Origin of the sequence: Novosphingobium sp. (assembly GCF_040079535.1) — a bacterium.
Classification (GTDB): domain Bacteria; phylum Pseudomonadota; class Alphaproteobacteria; order Sphingomonadales; family Sphingomonadaceae; genus Novosphingobium.
The window spans coordinates 87,624-106,260 of sequence record NZ_JBEBKB010000003.1 but is presented as its reverse complement, the minus strand read 5'-3'; the positions used below and the strand labels follow the sequence as shown (position 1 = coordinate 106,260).

Sequence of the window (18,637 nt, the reverse complement as noted above, 5' to 3'; positions counted from 1 at the left end):
GTCAGGCTGCGTTGACGCGGGTCATGGCTTCTTCATAGAGCGGCTGCAGCACCGGATTGAACGCGGCATATTCGCACTTTGCCAGCACTTCAGCGGCTGGGAAGATCACCGGGTTGTTCTTGTAATCATCCGGCATCAGCGCTTTTGCGGCGGCATTGGGGGTGGGATAAAGGATCGTTTCAGTGATCTTCTTGCCCACTTGCGCATCGAGCAAATTGTTGATGAAGGCATGCGCGTTGCCCGGGTGCTTGGCGCCCTTGGGAATGCACAGGTTATCCGAATTAAGCTGGCTGCCTTCCTTGGGGATGACGAAATCAATGTCGTCGTCTTCGGCCATCAACTGGGCGATATCGCCGTTGTATTCCAGCACCAGATCGACATCGCCCTTGGCCAGCAGATCTTGCCCATCATCGGAATGGAACTTCTTGATATGCGGCTTCTGCTTGATCAGCATCGCCTCGATCGTCTTGACGTCGGCCGGGGTCAGCGCGTTGACCGATTTGCCCAGATACTTGGCATAGAGCCGGAACAGATCGCCCGCTTCAGAAAGCAGCGCAATCCGCTGCGAATATTCGGGGCTGTCAAACAGCACCTTCCAGCTATCGGGCTTCGTTTTCACTTTGCTCTTGCGATAGCCGATCCCCAGGCTGAGCCAGGTGTAAGGCATCGAGAATTTGCGGCCCTGGTCATATGCGACATCGATAAAGGTTGGATCGACGTTCTTCAGGTTGGGGATTTGGCTATGGTCCAGCTCCATCAGCATCCCGGCCTGGGCCATCCGCTCAACAAAATCGTTGGAAGGCACGATCAAGTCATAGCCGGGATTGCCGGCCTTGAACTTGGCGAACAGGACATCGTTCGAATCGAACAGGTCCATCTTGATGTCGATCCCGTTGGAGGCCTTGAAATCGGCCAGTGTGGTTTCGCCGATGTAGGTGTCCCAGGTATAGAAATTGAGCTTGGGCTCTTCCGCAGCGCCAGTGCCGGCAGGCGCGCTGCCTGATTCGCCCTTGCTGCAGGCACCCAGCGTGGTGAAGCTGATCCCGATCGCGGCCACACCCAGACCCTGCAGCAGCGAACGCCGCCCCAGCTTCTGGCTTTTGAAATTATCAGAAGCGCTCATCACACTACCCCTCGATTGCGTTGCCCGTTTTTTGTTTTGCAATGCTAGCGCGGATTGTCCGAAAGCCAAGCATCACTTTGGTGGCAACATGCCCGCTCTTGCGCTGTGGGCCAGTCGATTATACAAAGCGATAGCTATCGAAAAAACCGATGAACATCACATTTCGCCAGATCCGCTATTTTATCGCCGTGGCTGAGGCGCGCTCGGTCTCGGGCGGTTCAAGCGCGGTCGGGATTTCGCAAAGCGCGGTAACCGACGCGATCCGCACGCTAGAGATTGAAACCGGTGTCACCCTGTTTCACCGCCACGCCAAGGGCGTAACGCTGACCCGTGAAGGGCACCAGTTTTTGCGCCACGCCCGCTCGATCATCAGCGCGATCGCGGATCTGGCCGGCGGCGTCGGGCGCGAGGGTGAGGAGACAGTGGGCAACGTGCGGATCGGGGTAACCCCGGTGGTAACCGGCTATTTCCTGACCGACCTGCTATCACGCTTCAGGAAGCTGTTCCCCAAGATCGAGATTGCGCTGGTTGAGGATAAGCGCAGCTACGTTGAACACATGCTGGTTGGCGGGGAACTTGATCTGGCGCTGCTGATTGTCTCGAATCTAGAAGAACGCGATGCGATCGATCACGAAGTGCTGCTGCGCAGCGAATGCCGCGCCTGGATGGCGCCCAGCCATCCGCTGTCTGATGTTGATGGGCTGACCCTGGGCGATCTGGAAAACGAGCCGGTGGTGGCGCTGCAACTTGATGAGCTTGAAGGGCTGATCGACGGGATCTGGGGCAAGTTCGATCACCCCCCGCGCGTCGCCTGGCGAACCAGCAGTATGGAAGGCGTGCGCAGTTTGGTCGGGACCGGGGCGGGCATCACCCTGTTGCCCGATCTGGTCTATCGCCCCTGGAGCCTCGATGGCGACCGGATCGTGGCCAAGCGGACCCGCGAAACCTTGCCGACGGTCGATATCGGCGTGGCCTGGCGGCGGCTGACCCGGCATTCGGAGGCGGCGAGCCTGTTTATGGAAACGGTGCATCAGCACCGGCGGTGAAGGGTTAAACGGCCCTCACCGAACCGGGGCATGAATCACGCATTCCGCAAATACCAGGCATAATCCAGCTCAGTCACCTCAGCCATGAACCGCGCCATTTCCACGCCCTTGACGGTTGAATAGTGTTTCACGAACCGCTCGCCCAGATACTGCTTGCTCAGATCAGAGGTCTCGAACGCCTCGATTGCGGCACCCCAGCTGTTGGGCAGGCGGATGTCCGCGCCTTCGGCCTCATAACCGTTGCCGACGACCGCCGGGCCCGGATCGATCTTGCTGCGGATCCCGTGGAGCTGGGCGGCCAGCACGGCGGCCATGGCGAGGTAGGGGTTGGCATCGGCCCCGCAGATGCGGTGTTCGACGTGGCGTGAAGCCGGCGAGCCAGCCGGAATGCGCAAGCTGACCGTGCGGTTGTTGACCCCCCAGGTTGCCGCCACCGGGGCATAGGAATTGGCCTTGAACCGGCGGAACGAATTGGCGTTGGGGGCGAAAATTGCCATCGATTCGGCCAGCATCATCTTCATCCCGCCGATAGCATGGAGCAGCAGCTCGGTGCCTTGGGGATCTTCACTGGCAAAGGCATTGTTGCCGTGCTTGTCGTTCATCGAGATATGCAGGTGCATGCCCGAACCGGCGGTTTCGGCAAACGGCTTGGCCATGAAGGTTGCCTCCATCCCAAACTTCACCGCTACGCCTTTGACCAGCCGCTTGTACATGATCGCATCATCAGTCGCGCGCAGCGCGTCGGGCTTGTGGCGCAGGGTGAATTCGAACTGGCCGGGGGCATATTCCGAAATCCCGCTTTCCAGCGGCAGATCCTGCTCGTCACAGGCTTCGTAAAGCGCGTCGAAAAACGGCTTGAGATCTTCCATCTCGCGCAGGCCATAGACCTGGATATCCTTGGAACGGTGATCGGTTACGAGCCCGCGGGCCGGCACCGGCCGCCCGTCTTCCAGATCGCAGAGATAGAATTCCAGCTCCACCGCTACCACCGGGGTCAGGCCTTCCTGGGCCAGCCCATCGATCACCTTGCCCAGCACGTGGCGCGGATCGAGATCGTTGGGGGTGCCGTCCAATTCATAGAAACTGGTCAGGAACTGGGCGGCATTATCCCCCAGCCACGGCGCGCGGACCAAAGTGCCGGGGACCGGAAAGACGTAACGATCGGCATCGCCGTCTTCCCAGACCAGCCCGGTCTCTTCGCAGTCACGCCCGGTGATATCGACCACCAGCACCGATCCCGGCAGGAACCGGCCCGATTGATAGACCGCCTTAACCTCGTGTTGGCGCAGCCGCTTGCCGCGCGGAACGCCGCACATGTTGGTGTGAATCAGATCAATCGCATCAACATCGGGGTTGGCCTTGAAAAAGGCTTCCGCCTCATCCGCCAGGGCACGCTGGTTTGAGCTTATTGCAGTCATCGGTCACTTCCAATCAGGGTCTTGAGGCATTGGTCGAGCACTTCGGCCAATCGGTCAACCTGCTCCGGGCGGGTGGCCGGGCTGACCAGGGTCATGTTGTGGAATGGCGCGATCAGCACGCCGCGATTGATCAGGAACAGGTGCAAGGCATGTTCGAGCTGCCCATGCATCTTGGCCCGTGCTTCGGTGCCATTTCTGGCCGGGGTGGGATCGCAGATAAATTCGCCGCGCGAGCCGATCTGGGCAACGTGCCAATCAAGCCCGTTGGCGATGATCACATCCCTGGTTTTGGCCGCCAATACTTCGGCCAGCGGAAGCATGTGATCGTAGGCCGCGGGTGTCATCACCTCGGTCAGGCAGGCACGCATCGCGGCGAGCGCCAGGGCATTGGCCGAAAGCGTGGTGCCGATCCCGGAATGGCCCTTTTCGCCCTCATCGCGAAGTTTTTCCATGCGCTCAGCCACTTCTGCGGTGAAGCCGAACACAGCGCAGGGCACCCCGCCGCCAACCGGCTTACCCAGCACAAACAGATCGCCCAGCGGCCCAAAAGTGGCGCTGTGCCCGCCGTATCCGGTGCTGATCGTATGGGTTTCATCCCAGACCAGCAAGGTGCCGTGGCGGGTGCAGGCCGCCCGCACGGCTTCCAGATAGCCCGGCTGGGGCAGGACCATGCCGACATTGGTCATCGCTGGTTCGGCCAGAACGCAGGCTACATCACCCACAGCCAGCGCGGCTTCCAGCGCGGGCAGATCGTTGAATTCAATCACCACAGTGTGCGCCCGAACGTCATAGACCTGCCCGACCAGGCTCTTGCGCAATTCAGGTTCGCCAGCGCGCAGATCGACAAACACATCATCGACCGCGCCGTGATAGCAGCCGTTGAAGACCAGAACCTTGTCGCGCCCGGTGATCCCACGGCACCAGCGGATTACCGCACGATTGGCCTCGCTGGCGCTGGAGGTAACCTGCCAGAATGGCAGCTTGAAGCGCTTGGCCAACGCATCTGCTACCACCACCGCATCCTCTGTTGGCAGCATGCAGGTAAGGCCCTGCGCTGCTTGCCGGGCAAGGGCTGCGGCCACTGGCGCGGGGGAATGGCCAAACATCGATCCGGTATCACCCAGACAGAAATCGTCATAGCGATGGCCATCCGCGTCCCATAGCTCTGCCCCTTGGGCACGGCTCGCGAACAGCGTAAACGGGGTGCCCCAATCGAGCATCCAGTGAAACGGTACGCCGCGGTGCCAATGGCGCGCGGCTTCCCTGCCAAGCGCGGCCGAGCGCGGATTGGCGGCGACAAAGCGTTCGCATTCGGTGGCGCGCATCCGGGCTATGGCGGCATCGGTAATCATAGCCGGTCTTTCAGGGCATAGTAGAGCATACCCGCCACGTAGAGCGGATGGCGCAGCAGCTTGCCGCCCGGAAAGGCGCGCTGCGGCAACCGGGCAAACAGATCAAACTGTTCGGCCTGGCCGCGCATCGCCCGGGCGATCAGATCGCCTGCCAGTGTGGTCAGCAAGACTCCGTGGCCCGACCAGCCGTGGGCATAGAACGAATTGCCGATCCGCCCGAATTGCGGCAACCGGTTGAGCGTCAACCCTACTGCGCCGCCCCAGGCATAGTCGATGCCCACGCCTTTGAGCTGCGGAAAGACCTGTTCGATATAGGGCCGGACAAATTCGGCCACGTCGCGCGGAGGGCGCGGTGAATATTTCTCGCCGCCGCCAAAGATCAAACGGCCGTCGGCGCTCAGCCGGTAATAATTGAGCACAAATTTGCTGTCAGATACCGCCGCGCCAGTGGGCATCAGGCGCTGTGCAAGATCCGGATCCAGAACTGCTGTGGCAACGTTGTAGTTGACCACAGGCATCGTCATTCGCGCCAGTTTCGGCTCTAGATCGCCCATCCAGGAATCGGCGGCCAGCACGCCAAAACGCGCCGTTACGGTGCCGGCCTCGGCGATCGCGCAGACCGGGGTGCCATGATCCACCCGGCTTACCGGCGAGCCCTCAAAAATCCGGACCCCGGCCGCCAGCGCAGCTTTGGCCAGGCCCAACGCATAGTTTAGCGGATGAAGATGCCCGCCGCTGGGATCGATCATCCCGCCGTGATAAAGCTGCGATCCAACGAATTCAGCCTGCTGGTTGCGGCTGACAATCGACGCGCCGCGATAGTCCAGCAGGTCTTGCAAGCATTCAAGCTCGCGCCGCATCGCCTCAAGGTGTGCTGGTTTTGCGGCGGCATGAAAGTGGCCGCTGCGAAGATCGCAGGCGATCTGGTGCCGGGCGATCCGTTGGCGGACCATATCGCCGGCGCCATTGGCCAGCGCGAGCAGTTCAGCAGCGCGGGTTCGCCCCAACTCGCGGATCAGCTCTTCCGGGCCCCAGCGCAGCCCCGGGATCATCTGTCCGCCGCTGCGCCCCGATGCGCCCCAGCCGATACGCCGGGCTTCCAGCAGCACCACCGAATAGCCGGCCTCTGCCGCATGAAGCGCCGCTGAAAGTCCGGTAAAACCGCCGCCCACCACCACCACATCGGCGGTTTCGTTGCCTGCCAGTCTGGGCTGGTCCGCAAATGAATTGGCACTGGCGGCGTAGTATGATCGCGCATGCGGCTCCAAGGGCTATACCTTGAGCAAAAGGTGTTCGCGTTCCCACGATGAGATCACCGATTGATAGGCGTACAGCTCAGCGTCCTTGATCGCCCAGAAGATCTCGAAAAATTCCTCGCCCAGCAAGGTTTTGACCGGTTTGCACTGATAGAACCGGTCCAGCGAAGCTTCGAGCGTCCGCGGCAGGGTGCGCGCCCGGTTATAGGCATTGCCCTCCATCATCTTGGGCGGGATCATCCGCTCAACCATGCCGATGTAGCCGCAGATCAACGAGGCTGCGATCGCCAGATATGGATTGGCATCGGCCCCGGCCAGCCGGTTTTCAACCCGGCGATCCTTGGCTTCGGAAACCGGCACGCGGAAGCCGCAGCTGCGATTGTCGCTGCCCCAGTGAACGTTGATCGGGGCGGCGGTATCGGGCCGCATCCGCCGGAACGAATTGACGTTGGGGGCTACCAGCGGAAGGACTTGCGGCATCAGCCGGACCAGCCCGGCAATATGGTTGCGAAACAGCGCGGTTTCCTTGCCATTTCCGGTTGAAAATACGTTGCGCCCGGTTTCGAGGCTCAGCACCGATTGGTGGATGTGCATCGCGCTGCCGGGCTGGTCAGCCATCGGCTTGGCCATGAAGGTAGCATAGACCCCGTGCTCCAGCGCAACCTGCCGGACGATCCGTTTGAACAGCAACACCTGATCGGCCAGCGCCAGCGGATCGCCGTGGATGAAGTTCACTTCCAGCTGGGCGGCGCCGGCCTCGTGGATCATCGTATCGATGTTCAGCTCGGCCTTTTCGCACCAATCATAGATCTGTTCGATGATGTCTTCATATTCGCTCAGCGCCTCAAGGCCAAAGGCCTCGCTGGCGGTTTCGGCCCGGCCCGAGCGGCCCGGCGGCGGGGTCAGCGGAAAATCAGCGTCGAGATTTTTGGAAACCAGATAGAACTCGGCCTCGGGTGCAATCACCGGCTGCCAGCCCTTGGCTTCGTATAGCGCGAGGACCTTCTTGAGGATCTCACGCGGGGCAATTTCGATCGGCTTTCCTGCCGCATTGTAGGCATCGCAGATCACATAGGCGGTTGGTGTCTTGTAACCTGGTGCCTCGCGCAAAGTTGATGGATCGGGCACCAGAAAAACGTCGGGATCAAAGTCTGGCACGATGTGCTGGACATCCTCGGGATAGCCGCCGGTCACCGTCACAATGAATACGCTGCCGGGGATTCGCAATGTCTTGTCGGCCAGCGATTTTACGAACTTGGCCGCGGGCAGCACTTTGCCGCGCTGGATCCCGTTCATATCGGGCACGATGCATTCAACCTCGCCGATCCCGCGTTCCTTGATCCAGCTGGCGATGTCGATGGTCATTGCATGCCTCGTTCGGTTTGGGGGCCGCAGCGCGTTTTACGCTGCGGCCTACCCGGCTTAGCTCAGAAACCGAACTTGAGCGATGCCACCGCGATGGGATCGCCATTGGTGGAAAACGAACGTGCGGTATCAACATAATCGATCGAGCCGGTCAGCCCGCTGCCCAGATCGACGCTCATGCCAACCAGCCAGTCCTTCTTGTTGCTGCCAAAGGCGCCGTTTTCGAACCCGAAGGTGCCGTGCAGCGAAACCGGACCATCGCCCAGCGGCATTTCGCCCGAGACATAGACGTAGGTGTTGTCCTGGCTGCCAATGTTGGTCTGGCTGGGGGCATAGGCCACGCCAACCTTCATGTCGGCCGGACCAACCTTGGTGCCAAGCGAGCCATAGACTTCAAAATAGTTGAAGCCCTTGTTGCCAAGGTAGGAATAATAGATCCCGCCCACATCGACATTGATCCGGCCCACGTCCTTGGAAAAGCCCATGGTCCAGTCAACCTCAAGATCATCGGCCTTGCCGCTGCCAAGCTCCACATTTGAGCCCCAGGCCGAGGCGTAGAGCCCCGATTGGTGCGCCAGGCTGATCGAAGCCATGGCTTCAGGCTCTTTGCCCGAAAGCGAAATACCACGGAACCGGTAATCGGATGCAGCGCCCACTTCGCCCGAAAGATCCCAGGTCGGGGTCGGCTCTTCAGCTTCGGCTTCTTGCGCATAGGCCACCGTTGGCAGCGCGGTGAGTGGCATGGCGAACGCCATTGCGACCAGTAAGGTTTTGATTTTCATTGCTATCCCCTCATCATAGACCGGAGGGATTTGGAACCGGCCTGATCGTCAATTCTGCCGTTATATCGACAGTTTATGACCCCAGTCTGGTTGCTAACCCTCTCCTGTTTCAAACAATGCCGGGTTTTGGGCGACAATGCCAATGGGATTTGTTGGAGCTATGCCTATCGACTTTTCCGATAGGTTAATTCCTTGCGATCCGAATGGTATCGTCGCTAGTTGCCGCCTAACAGCACAATTCCGCCCGCCCCGAACCACCGACGGACCCTCAAAGGAGCCCCTGCATGCCTGATCGCAACGACCTTTCCGCCTTCTGGATGCCGTTCACCGACAATCGCGGGTTCAAGGCCAATCCGCGGATGCTGGTTGCCTCTGAAGGGATGCATTACACTGCGGCGGCAGGGCACAAAGTGCTGGATGGCACTGGCGGTTTGTGGTGCGTCAATGCCGGGCACAACCGGCCCAGGATCGTCGAGGCGATCCGCCAGACTGCCGGCACGCTCGATTTTGCGCCCACGTTCCAGCTGGCCCACCCGCTGGTGTTCGAAGCCGCAGCGCGGGTTGCCGCGATCATGCCTGAAGGGCTGGACCGGATCTTCTTTACCAATTCTGGCTCGGAAAGCGTTGATACCGCGCTCAAGATCGCGCTGGCCTATCAGCGTGCGCGCGGGCAGGGCAGCCGCACCCGGCTGATCGGGCGTGAGCGCGGCTATCACGGGGTTGGCTTCGGTGGAATCTCGGTTGGGGGGATCGTCACCAATCGGCGGCAGTTCGGGACATTGCTGGCCGGGGTGGATCATATGCGCCACACCCATGACCTTGCCCGAAACGCTTTCAGCCGCGGGTTCCCCCAGCACGGCGCGGAACTGGCTGACGATCTGGAACGGATCGTCGCGCTGCACGGTGCCGATACGATCGCGGCAGTGATTGTCGAACCGGTGGCCGGTTCAACCGGGGTACTCATTCCGCCAGTGGGCTATCTTGAGCGGCTTCGCGCAATTTGCGATGCCCATGAAATCCTGCTGATTTTTGATGAAGTGATTACTGCCTATGGGCGGGTAGGAAAAGCGACCGCGGCAGAGCGGTTTGGCGTGACCCCGGATATCATCACCATGGCCAAGGGCCTGACCAATGCCGCCGTGCCGATGGGCGCGGTGGCGGTGCGCGGGTCTGTTCACGATACCGTGGTCAACAATGCCGGCCCCGGTATCGAACTGTTCCACGGCTATACCTATTCGGGCCACCCGCTGGCGGCCGCTGCTGCGATTGCCAGCCTTGATGTCTATGCCGAAGAGGGCCTGTTCGAAAAGGCGATTGAGCTTGAGCAATACTGGGCCGATGCCGTCCATGCGATGAAGGATGCGCGCCACGTGATCGATTGCCGCAACGTGGGCCTGATTGGCGGGATCGAGCTGAACCCCCGCCCCGGTGCGCCAACCAAGCGGGCGATGGAGGTGTTCCATCGCTGCTTTGACGCCGGCCTGCTGATCCGCGTAACCGGCGATATCATCGCGCTCTCCCCGCCGCTGATCCTGGAGAAGAGCCACATCGATGAGATCTTCGGCAAAATCACCGAAGTGCTGGCCGGGATTGAGTAGCCAAGGCGCTGGTGCCGCTTACAGGATTTGAGCCTGTGACCCCATCACTACGAAAATTGGAATGATTCCAGCGGCTTAGGAAGGTACATTTCGGGATGCGCCACTAAGCCAAAACATCGAAACGCTCACTCTGTGCGGCCAAGGTGCATGGGGGCGCCTTGAGGTAATTTTATGTGTTTCCAGTGTGTCAGCAGTCTGACTTGATCATAAAATCTGATGAGGGTTGCCGGATGCGGCAGTTCACATTTGGAGCGGGACGACCCAGGCAACACACAGCCTCGTCTGCTATCAGAGAATTTTGCCTGAAAGCTGCCCCGTGTTCAAACACTCGCCGGCAATGGAAGCTGGGCTATCTCCTGTGAGCCCGCTCCTAGCAACGGAAGTGTGAAAAGTGGACGCCGGTTTCGTCACGGCACAACTGGGCCGATGGACTATGGAACACCAGCTGCCAGAAGGCCTGCAATGAGTTAGGGGCAGAACCACCCAATAACTGACCGGACTCGAAACATCAGGTGATTGATGCGCCTGGTTGCCGCGTCGGGTGGCAATGGGTGGCCGGAGCGGCGAAGGGGTGGGCTGCTCCGGCCACAGCGCGGACTTAGGTGGCAGCAGCTCTCGCGGCGGCTTGGGCGGATGCGAGATCGCCCTCGGGATCAGCAGTCAGCAGCGTGGGTTGGAAGCAAACTTCGACGATGTCTTCGACCCCGGCCTGGTTGAGCCACGCTTTCAGATAGGTTGAGTGATGGTCGGTGCCGAACTCCGGCGAAGGCATCGCCGGCCCATAAGCGCCGCTGGTCAGCACCAGCACGGCCTTCTTGCCGGTCAGCAAGCCGGAATAGCCCTTCTCGGGGTCGAGGCCGAAAGTCAGGCCTGGTTGATGGATGATGTCGATGAACTGCTTGAGCTTATAGGGAATGCCACCATTCCACATCGGCACGGCGAGCAGGTAGATGTCAGCCGAAGCAAAGCGTCCGGCAATCGCGGTGATCTCATCCCACGCAGTCTTCTGCGCGCCGTCGTGATCTTGTCCGGTAATGATCGCCATCTTGGCGGCGGCCTTGTTGCCGTCGAACTCGGGCAGCTTTTCCGCCGCCAGATCAAGCAGGTCGATCTCGGCATCGGGGTTTTTGGCGGTGAAGGCTTCAAGCCAGGCATCGGCCACGGCAGCTGATTTGGATTCGGCGCCGCGCGGCGAAGCCTTGATGTAGAGCACTTTTGTCACGGTTTTCATCCTTCTGAACGGGTTGGGGAATCGCATCTCAATGATCACTTTGTTGCGAACATCGCCTTGATTTCGGTGGCGATCTGGGGGGTGTTTTCATCGAGCACGAAGTGTCCGGCATCGAGCCAGACGAGCTTTGCCTGCGGCAGATCGCGGTGGAACGCCTCTGCGCCGGCGGGCACGAAGAACGGGTCGTGCTTGCCCCAGACGATCAGCGTCTTTGGGTGATGCTCGCGGAAGGCAGCGTGCCAGCTGTCGTAGAGGGCGACATTGGTCTTGTAATTTTCGAGCAGGTCGAGCTGGTAAGCATCGGTCCCCGGCCGGTCGAGCAACGCCTGATCGTGGGTCCAGTTATCCGGGCTGATCGCTTCGGGGTTCTTTGCCCCGACCGTGTACTGGAACTGGGTGGTTCCTGCAGCAAGGAAGCTACGCGCGGCAGCTTCGGTCTTAGCATCACGCCTTTCCCACAGCGGCAGGAACACCGCCTTGGGCATATCGCCGACGCCGTCGAGATAGGCATTGGCGTTCTGCACGATCAGGCCCTTTACGGCATCGGGCCGCTGGGCAAAGATCCGAAAGCCCACTGGGCCGCCGTAGTCCTGCATATAGAGGACGTATGATTTGAGGCCGAGCTGGTCGATCAGACCGGTCACATGTTCGGTCAGGCTATCGAAGGTGTATGAAAATTCGCTGGCTGGTGGCGCATCGGATTGGCCGAAGCCTATGTAATCCGGCGCGATGACGTGAAACTTGTCCGCCAGCGCCGGAATTAGATCGCGGTACATGAACGAGCTCGACGGGAAGCCGTGAAGCAAGATGATCGTCGGTGCCGCTGGATTGCCGGCCTCGCGGTAGAAGATCTTGTGGCCGTTCACCGTGGCATAGCGATAGGCGACTGGATGGACGGTCATGGACATGTGAGCCTTTGGATGGGCAGGTGCGGCCAAGGCCGATCCGGACGGGGCGAGGGACAATCCGGCCAGGGCGAAAGCCGTGGCTGAGTGCAGCAGGAGCGAGCGGCGGGGAAGTTTCATAGGACAGCCTTGTAACCGATGTTTGATGTTTTTAATGGTGTCAAGACATGCGACACTTGTCAAGTGTCTTTTTATCAGTTACAAAACACGCATGATCACAAGGAAACATGCCCGGTGAGCAACAGCGAAAAATCCGCGGATTTCAGGGACGGAATGCCCTTTCTGGGCGGAGCTCCGTGGCTTGATCTGGCCAACAGCAGCTTCAGGCTGGACGGTAATGCATTCGACTTTCTGTCCGATGGCCCAAGCTTCGCGCGCTGGGTCGAGGCTGCCGGATTCGCCGTAGCGCCTGAAAGCCTTGAAGCCGAACGGCTGGCCGCACTTGGCTTGCGAGGCCTGACGCGCGAGGTATTGGTCAGGCTCAACAACGGGCTATCGCTGACCCTCAATCAGGTCGATCAGCTCAACGGGCTACTCAGGAACAGGACGATCCTCGAGCAGGCCCGGCTTGCCGAGGGTGCCTTCGAATTGGACTTTCCGGATCACATCGCCGGGCCATTCGTCGCAACTCGGCTGGCGAGCGAGCTTGCTCACTTCCTCGATGACTACGAGGCCGGCCGGTTGAAGAACTGCGACAATCCGACATGCGACATGGTGTTCTACGATCGCGGCAAGAACAATCGCCGCCGCTGGTGCACCATGTCGATCTGCGGCAATCGCGACAAAGTTGCGAACTATCGTGCGCGGCGGGCAGGCGCGAAGTCACACTGACGGGTCGAAAATTTGTAGTTGAGCTACGACTGCTTTCCCCAACATTTCCACCACCCGCACTAACCGATTTGCAATTCGATTGCGGACATTCTGACATCGAGGATATGCTGAGTTTTGGTCATCGAACGACGTTCTGGGATCAAGCAGAGTTGGATGTGACTTTTGAAAAAATCAGTGGGTCTGTCGGATCGCTATTACTGCTTTGGTCTGCAATCGAGCGATCAGCGCGGGAGCAGGTCATTTGCGCCCACGGATGCGTTCCATAATCGGCACACGGTATCGCTGCTGTCTTGAGACTTTGGGAAGATACGGTGAATGCAGGTCAAGCGCGACCAGCCGAACGATCCTCAAATCAGCCAATTCATCAAGCTAACGCAAAGCCTTATGGCCCATCAAACTGGGTATGGCACGGGTCAGTGGCGATTCTATGCTGAAAGTGCCTTCAACCGCACAAATTCGTCTCCCAGAGCGGAAGCGCCCTGCAGCTTATCTTTTTGATTTTCTTTGTGAAAGGGCTGGTGCCGCTTACAGGATTCGAACCTGTGACCCCATCATTACGAATGATGTGCTCTACCGACTGAGCTAAAGCGGCACTTCGCCTAGAATGTGGAGGCCCGAGCCGGAATCGAACCGGCGTGCGCGGATTTGCAGTCCGCTACGTAACCACTCCGCCATCGGGCCTCGCCTGCAGGCCAGGCCCGCAGGAGCGAGCGCCACTAGCTTAGCCGGGATGGCCGTGCAAGACGATTTACGCGATCCGGCTGAAGCCCACGATCCGCCGGGCCGGATCGGCTGCATCAAGCCGCACGGTGATCGGCTGGCCCGGTTTGACCGAATGGGCGTTGGTGCGGGCTACCACTGGCAGATCGCACAGCTGGATCCGCACTCCGGCTTCGTCGATCTGGGTTACCACCGCGGCAAAGCTTTCGCCTTCGCGCCCAGCCAGGATCGCGGCTTCGGCCAGATCGATCACCGCGCGTTCAACCTGCCCCGCGCGGGCATCAGCCTTGCCCATTACCGGGCCAAGCCGTTGAAACGCCGCTTCAACCTCAGCCTCGATCGGCTGGCCATTTGCAAGGCTAAGCGCGGCGCGGATGACATAGCGATCGGCCAGGCGGCGCAAGGGCGCGGTCATGTGGCAATAGGTTGCGGCCATTGCGGCGTGCCAAGGCTTTGTGCCATCCTGATAGGGGACATAGCTTGCCCCGTTGCCCGCGCGGCGGATCGCCAGCATGAAAGCGGCGGCACCGGGTTCAAGCGGATCGAGGGTCTTTTCGAACTGTTCGAGGCTGGCCTGTTCGGGCCAGATCAGGCCAAATGCCTTGGCGGTAAACCGCAGCCTTGCCACCGCGCGCGGATCGGGCCCGGCCATCACCCGGAACAGTCCGGTTTTGGCGGCGTAAAGCGCATCTGCAACGGCCAGGTTGGTGGCGAGTGAGAGGGCGGCGTTGCTCTTTTCGGGTCCGGACAGGGGGCGCAGCCGCAGGGTAAAGTGGCCAGCCCGGTCGCGTTCAACCTCTTGCTCGGGCGGATCGACCCGGGCCGCGCCGCGGGCTTCCTCAGCATCAGTGATGCGGCGGGCCAGCGCGGCAAAATCAGCTGGCAGTTCATCCTCGCGGACACTTTCGTAGCCCAGCTTGGCGCGGCTGCGGATTGTTGCGCGTTCGGTCCCTTCAAGCTTGACTGCGCCATCAGGCGCGACACGGGTGGTGAACACCACGGCCAGGCGCTCTCCATCAGGCAGCAGGCTGGCGGCACCTTCGGCCAGCAGCGGGGGATGCAGGCCGGCTTTGCCATCGGGCAGGTAAAAGGTTTCGCCGCGGGCCCAGGCCTCGGCATCGATCGCATCGCCATCGCGGACAAACCACGGCACGTCGGCGATGGCATAATGCAGCAAAAGGTCATGGCCGGATCGTTCAATCGCAAATGCCTGGTCAAGATCGGTCGAACTTGCAGGATCAAGCGTGACAAATGGCAAGGCGGTGCGATCGCGATGCTCGGTTGAGACCCGGCGGGCGGCAGTCTCGGCCGCGGCCAGAACCTGCGGCGGAAAATTTGTGGGGACTTTGAACTGCGTGCGGATTGCGGCCAGCCCATCGGCCAGCAGGCAATCGGGATCTTTCAGCGCCTTCATCGTGCCGGGCTAGCCGCCTGCCGCCGCCTTGCCAAGCCGATGCCTTTTCAGCATGGCGGATAGCGAAACATTGACGGAGCATTTGGCGGCACGGTAAGCGCCCCCGGAACGCCGCACGATAGCCGGTAGTCAAGAGGATCAGAGCCCATGAAGACCCGCGCCGCAGTTGCCTTTGCCCCCAAGCAGCCGCTCGAAATCGTCGAGCTTGATCTGGAAGGCCCCAAGGCCGGCGAAGTGCTGGTTGAAATCATGGCCACCGGGATCTGCCACACCGATGCCTATACGCTAGACGGTTTCGATAGCGAAGGGATCTTCCCTTCGGTGCTGGGCCACGAAGGTGCCGGGATCGTGCGCGAAGTGGGCGCAGGCGTGACCAGCGTGAAGCCGGGCGATCACGTGATCCCGCTTTACACCCCCGAATGCCGCCAGTGCAAAAGCTGCCTTTCGGGCAAGACCAACCTGTGCACCGCGATCCGCGCCACCCAGGGCCAGGGCCTGATGCCCGATGGCACCTCGCGTTTCAGCTATAAGGGTGAGACTGTGTTTCACTACATGGGCTGCAGCACATTTTCGAACTTTACCGTTTTGCCCGAAATTGCCCTGGCAAAAATCCGCAAGGACGCGCCGTTCCAATCAAGCTGCTATATCGGCTGCGGGGTAACCACCGGGGTTGGCGCGGTGATCAACACGGCCAAGGTTCAGGTTGGCGATAATGTGGTTATCTTTGGCCTCGGCGGGATCGGGCTTAACGTGATCCAGGGCGCCCGGCTGGCCGGTGCGAACAAGATCATCGGGGTGGATATCAACCCCGATCGCGAGGAATGGGGCCGCAGGTTCGGGATGACCGACTTCCTCAACTCCAAGGGCATGAGCCGCGAAGATACGGTCGCGATGATTGTGGCGTTAACCGATGGCGGGGCGGACTACACCTTCGATGCCACCGGCAACACCGAAGTGATGCGCACCGCGCTTGAAGCCTGCCACCGCGGCTGGGGCACCAGCATCATCATCGGGGTGGCCGAAGCCGGCAAGGAGATCGCCACCCGCCCGTTCCAGCTGGTTACAGGCCGCAATTGGCGCGGCACCGCTTTTGGCGGAGCCAAGGGCCGCACCGATGTGCCGGGGATCGTGGACATGTACATGACCGGCAAGATCGAAATTGATCCGATGATTACCCACGTGATGGGGCTGGAAGAAATCAACACCGCTTTCGATCTGATGCACGCGGGCAAATCGATCCGCAGCGTCGTGGTTTTCTGATTAGGACCAAATCATGTTCAGTCACGTAACATTGGGCACAGACGATGTGCCCGCCGCCAAGCGGTTCTATGATGCTACATTGGGCGCGCTGGGCGTTCCTGCTGGTGAGATCGATGTACAGGGCCGGCTGGTCTACATGCATGGCGGCGGCCGATTGGTAATCCGCACGCCGCTCGACGGTGCCAGCGCGCATGGCGCGAATGGCGGCACTCTGGGTTTACTTGCTGCCTCGCCGGCAGAGGTAGAGGCCTGGCATGCAGCGGGCGTGGCAAACGGCGGCACGTCAATCGAGAATCCTCCTGGCGAGCGCAGACCGCCCGACGGGCGCGTGCTCTATCTGGCCTATCTGCGCGATCCTGCGGGTAACAAGCTTTGCGGCTTTCACAGGATCGTTTGATGGAACAGGTAAGCACAATCCGCAGCCATGGCGGCAGCCAAGGGGTCTATGCCCATCAGTCGAGCGCTACTGGCACCGCGATGACGTTTTCAGTGTTCGTGCCCGATCATGCCGAAGGCGTGCAGCTGCCTGTACTGTGGTATCTTTCGGGGCTGACTTGCACCCATGCCAACGTCACCGAAAAGGGTGAGTTTAGGGCAGCATGCGCCGAAGCAGGGGTGATCTTCATCGCGCCCGATACCAGCCCGCGCGGTGATGATGTGCCCGATGATGATGGTTATGACTTTGGCAAAGGCGCGGGCTTTTATGTCGATGCCAGCCAGGCGCCCTGGGCCGCCAATTTCAAGATGCGCAGCTATATCGAACAGGAATTGCCGGCACTGATTGCAGCGCAATTTCCAGCCGCAGATATGAGCCGCCAGGGGATTACCGGCCATTCGATGGGCGGGCACGGCGCATTGACCATCGCCCTGCGCAATCCGGGCCAGTTCAAATCGGTCAGCGCCTTTGCCCCGATCGTCTCGCCGCTCAATTGCCCATGGGGTGAAAAGGCGCTGGGCGGCTACCTTGGGCCAGATAAAGCGGCATGGCGCGCATACGACGCCTGCGCGCTGATCGAAGACGGCGCGCGGTTGCCCGATCTGCTGGTCGATCAGGGCGATGCGGATGATCACCTCCACGAACAGCTCAAAACCGGGCTGCTGGTGATGACCTGTCGCAAGGCCGGGATCCCGGCAATGATCCGGATGCAGCCTGGTTACAATCACTATTACGAGTTTGTGTCGACCTTTATGGCCGAGCATGTTCGCTGGCATGCCGAGCGATTGAAGAGGTAGCGCGCCGGGCCCATGGCCGTGCGATCCCGGCTGGGCGCGCAGCCAAAGGTGCGGCGGTATTCGCGAGCGAAATGGGGGGCCGAGGAAAAGCCGGTTGCGACCGCTACTTCCAGCATTGAAAGACCGGTCTGCCTGACCAGTTGGCGCGCCCGGCCCAGGCGCATAGAGCGGTAATGGGCTGCCGGACGATCACCCAACTGGGCCGCGAACAACCGTTCCAGTTGCCGCAGCGAAAGCCCGGCGATCTCGGCCAGGGCCGGCAGCGGTAGCGGATTTTCGAGGTTCGCTTCCATGGCCGCGATAACATCGAGCAGCCCGGGATGGCGCACGCCGGTCCGTTCGGAAAGCGCCAGCCGCTGGGGCCCCGCAGCGGCGCGGGCGGCGTGGTGCAGCATTTGATCGGCCACCTGTGCGGCCAGGTCGCGCCCAAAATCCTCGGCAATGAAGTGCAGCATCAGATCGAGCGGTGCAGTCCCGCCCGAACAGGTGAAGCGGTTGCCATCGAATTCGTAGATGCTCTTGGTTACATCGAGCGTGGGATAGTTTTCGGCGAGAGTTTCAAGATCTTCCCAGTGCCCGGTGCAGCGCCGCCCATCAAGCAGGCCGGCATCGGCCAATACGATGCTGCCCGAACAGACCGAGCCGATCATGGCGCCTTGGCGCGAAGCGCGGCGCAGCTGTGCGGCCAGATCGCTATCGCGGTGATCGTAGGCATTGATCCCAGCGCAAACCACCACGGCATCGGCCAATCCAATCAGCCGCAGCATTCCATCAACCTGGATCACTGCGCCGTTGCTGGCCCGCACCGGGGCGCCATCCTTGCTCAGTGTGCTCCATTCATAAAGCGTGCGGCCCGCCATCCGGTTGGCAGCCCGCAAAGGCTCTATTGCCGCGGTAAACGGCATCATCGAAAAGTCCTTGATCAGGACAAAGGCAAAGCTGCGCGGCCAGCGCGGTGGTCTGGTGGTTGCGGTCACGCGGCATACCAAATTGTCATGTCGCCAATATATCAGCAAATGGCGTAAATGGAACATATTGATCGCGATATTTGCCGCAGGATGTTCCGGTTGTTGCGATCAAGTCGATCATTAACGGTTGAGGGA

At 60.6% G+C, this 18,637-nt stretch carries 16 protein-coding genes and 2 tRNA genes; 6 read left to right on the top strand and 12 right to left on the bottom strand.

Translation table 11 applies throughout. The annotated features are described in order from the left end of the window. Position 1 precedes the first annotated feature (1 nt). Positions 2 to 1,123: a PotD/PotF family extracellular solute-binding protein gene (locus ABL914_RS02125; RefSeq protein ID WP_391561499.1), complete on the bottom strand. Its 1,122-nt coding sequence runs from the start codon at positions 1,121 to 1,123 to the stop codon at positions 2 to 4. Between the two features lie 149 nt (positions 1,124 to 1,272). Between ABL914_RS02125 and ABL914_RS02120 the strand changes: the two genes are divergently transcribed. Continuing rightward, entirely contained in the window at positions 1,273 to 2,169 is an 897-nt protein-coding gene (locus ABL914_RS02120) for a LysR family transcriptional regulator (RefSeq protein WP_391561498.1), read from the top strand. A gap of 35 nt (positions 2,170 to 2,204) precedes the next feature. Here the strand turns inward: ABL914_RS02120 and ABL914_RS02115 are convergent, their stop codons facing one another. The 5 genes from ABL914_RS02115 to ABL914_RS02095 form a co-directional block, all read right to left on the bottom strand. After that, the gene (locus tag ABL914_RS02115) at positions 2,205 to 3,587 is read right to left on the bottom strand and encodes a glutamine synthetase family protein (RefSeq protein WP_391561497.1); all 1,383 of its coding nucleotides are present in this window, start codon (positions 3,585 to 3,587) and stop codon (positions 2,205 to 2,207) included. Then, entirely contained in the window at positions 3,584 to 4,939 is a 1,356-nt protein-coding gene (locus tag ABL914_RS02110) for an aspartate aminotransferase family protein (RefSeq protein WP_391561496.1), read from the bottom strand. Before ABL914_RS02110 ends, ABL914_RS02115 begins: the two co-directional genes overlap by 4 nt. Continuing rightward, on the bottom strand, positions 4,936 to 6,207 hold the full coding sequence (locus ABL914_RS02105; protein WP_391561495.1) for an NAD(P)/FAD-dependent oxidoreductase: 1,272 nt from the start codon (positions 6,205 to 6,207) through the stop codon (positions 4,936 to 4,938). Before ABL914_RS02105 ends, ABL914_RS02110 begins: the two co-directional genes overlap by 4 nt. Before the next feature lie 3 nt (positions 6,208 to 6,210). Continuing rightward, positions 6,211 to 7,560, bottom strand: a complete 1,350-nt coding sequence (locus ABL914_RS02100) for a glutamine synthetase family protein (RefSeq protein ID WP_391561494.1) — start codon at positions 7,558 to 7,560, stop codon at positions 6,211 to 6,213. 62 nt (positions 7,561 to 7,622) lie between these two features. Next, complete coding sequence (locus tag ABL914_RS02095; RefSeq protein ID WP_391561493.1) at positions 7,623 to 8,342, bottom strand: TorF family putative porin; 720 nt, start codon at positions 8,340 to 8,342, stop codon at positions 7,623 to 7,625. 284 nt (positions 8,343 to 8,626) lie between these two features. Between ABL914_RS02095 and ABL914_RS02090 the strand changes: the two genes are divergently transcribed. Continuing rightward, positions 8,627 to 9,940: an aspartate aminotransferase family protein gene (locus tag ABL914_RS02090; RefSeq protein ID WP_391561492.1), complete on the top strand. Its 1,314-nt coding sequence runs from the start codon at positions 8,627 to 8,629 to the stop codon at positions 9,938 to 9,940. 598 nt (positions 9,941 to 10,538) lie between these two features. On the opposite strand, the gene ABL914_RS02085 is transcribed toward ABL914_RS02090, so the two are convergent. Together ABL914_RS02085 and ABL914_RS02080 are read right to left on the bottom strand one after the other, a co-directional pair. Further along, the gene (locus ABL914_RS02085; protein ID WP_391561491.1) at positions 10,539 to 11,162 is read right to left on the bottom strand and encodes an FMN-dependent NADH-azoreductase; all 624 of its coding nucleotides are present in this window, start codon (positions 11,160 to 11,162) and stop codon (positions 10,539 to 10,541) included. A 44-nt stretch (positions 11,163 to 11,206) separates the two neighbouring features. Beyond that, the gene (locus ABL914_RS02080; RefSeq protein ID WP_391561490.1) at positions 11,207 to 12,073 is read right to left on the bottom strand and encodes an alpha/beta fold hydrolase; all 867 of its coding nucleotides are present in this window, start codon (positions 12,071 to 12,073) and stop codon (positions 11,207 to 11,209) included. A gap of 141 nt (positions 12,074 to 12,214) precedes the next feature. Here ABL914_RS02080 and ABL914_RS02075 point away from each other — a divergent pair, with 141 nt between their 5' ends. Then, complete coding sequence (locus tag ABL914_RS02075) at positions 12,215 to 12,907, top strand: CGNR zinc finger domain-containing protein (protein ID WP_391561489.1); 693 nt, start codon at positions 12,215 to 12,217, stop codon at positions 12,905 to 12,907. 516 nt (positions 12,908 to 13,423) lie between these two features. Here the strand turns inward: ABL914_RS02075 and ABL914_RS02070 are convergent. The 3 genes from ABL914_RS02070 to ABL914_RS02060 form a co-directional block, all read right to left on the bottom strand. Further along, positions 13,424 to 13,499 (bottom strand) — tRNA-Thr (locus tag ABL914_RS02070). 15 nt (positions 13,500 to 13,514) lie between these two features. Continuing rightward, positions 13,515 to 13,588 (bottom strand) — tRNA-Cys (locus ABL914_RS02065). Between the two features lie 67 nt (positions 13,589 to 13,655). Continuing rightward, on the bottom strand, positions 13,656 to 15,041 hold the full coding sequence (locus tag ABL914_RS02060) for an RNB domain-containing ribonuclease (protein WP_391561488.1): 1,386 nt from the start codon (positions 15,039 to 15,041) through the stop codon (positions 13,656 to 13,658). 147 nt (positions 15,042 to 15,188) lie between these two features. Between ABL914_RS02060 and ABL914_RS02055 the strand changes: the two genes are divergently transcribed. The 3 genes from ABL914_RS02055 to fghA are packed head-to-tail and all read left to right on the top strand — an operon-like array spanning position 15,189 to position 17,534. After that, entirely contained in the window at positions 15,189 to 16,301 is a 1,113-nt protein-coding gene (locus ABL914_RS02055; protein ID WP_391561487.1) for an S-(hydroxymethyl)glutathione dehydrogenase/class III alcohol dehydrogenase, read from the top strand. 13 nt (positions 16,302 to 16,314) lie between these two features. Beyond that, positions 16,315 to 16,698, top strand: coding sequence for a VOC family protein (locus ABL914_RS02050; protein WP_391561486.1), 384 nt, complete (start codon positions 16,315 to 16,317; stop codon positions 16,696 to 16,698). Further along, the gene (fghA, locus tag ABL914_RS02045; protein ID WP_391561485.1) at positions 16,698 to 17,534 is read left to right on the top strand and encodes an S-formylglutathione hydrolase; all 837 of its coding nucleotides are present in this window, start codon (positions 16,698 to 16,700) and stop codon (positions 17,532 to 17,534) included. Before ABL914_RS02050 ends, fghA begins: the two co-directional genes overlap by 1 nt. Here fghA and ABL914_RS02040 read toward each other — a convergent pair. After that, positions 17,468 to 18,511: a GlxA family transcriptional regulator gene (locus tag ABL914_RS02040; RefSeq protein WP_391561484.1), complete on the bottom strand. Its 1,044-nt coding sequence runs from the start codon at positions 18,509 to 18,511 to the stop codon at positions 17,468 to 17,470. The two genes, fghA and ABL914_RS02040, sit on opposite strands and share 67 nt — an antisense overlap. Positions 18,512 to 18,637: the final 126 nt, after the last annotated feature.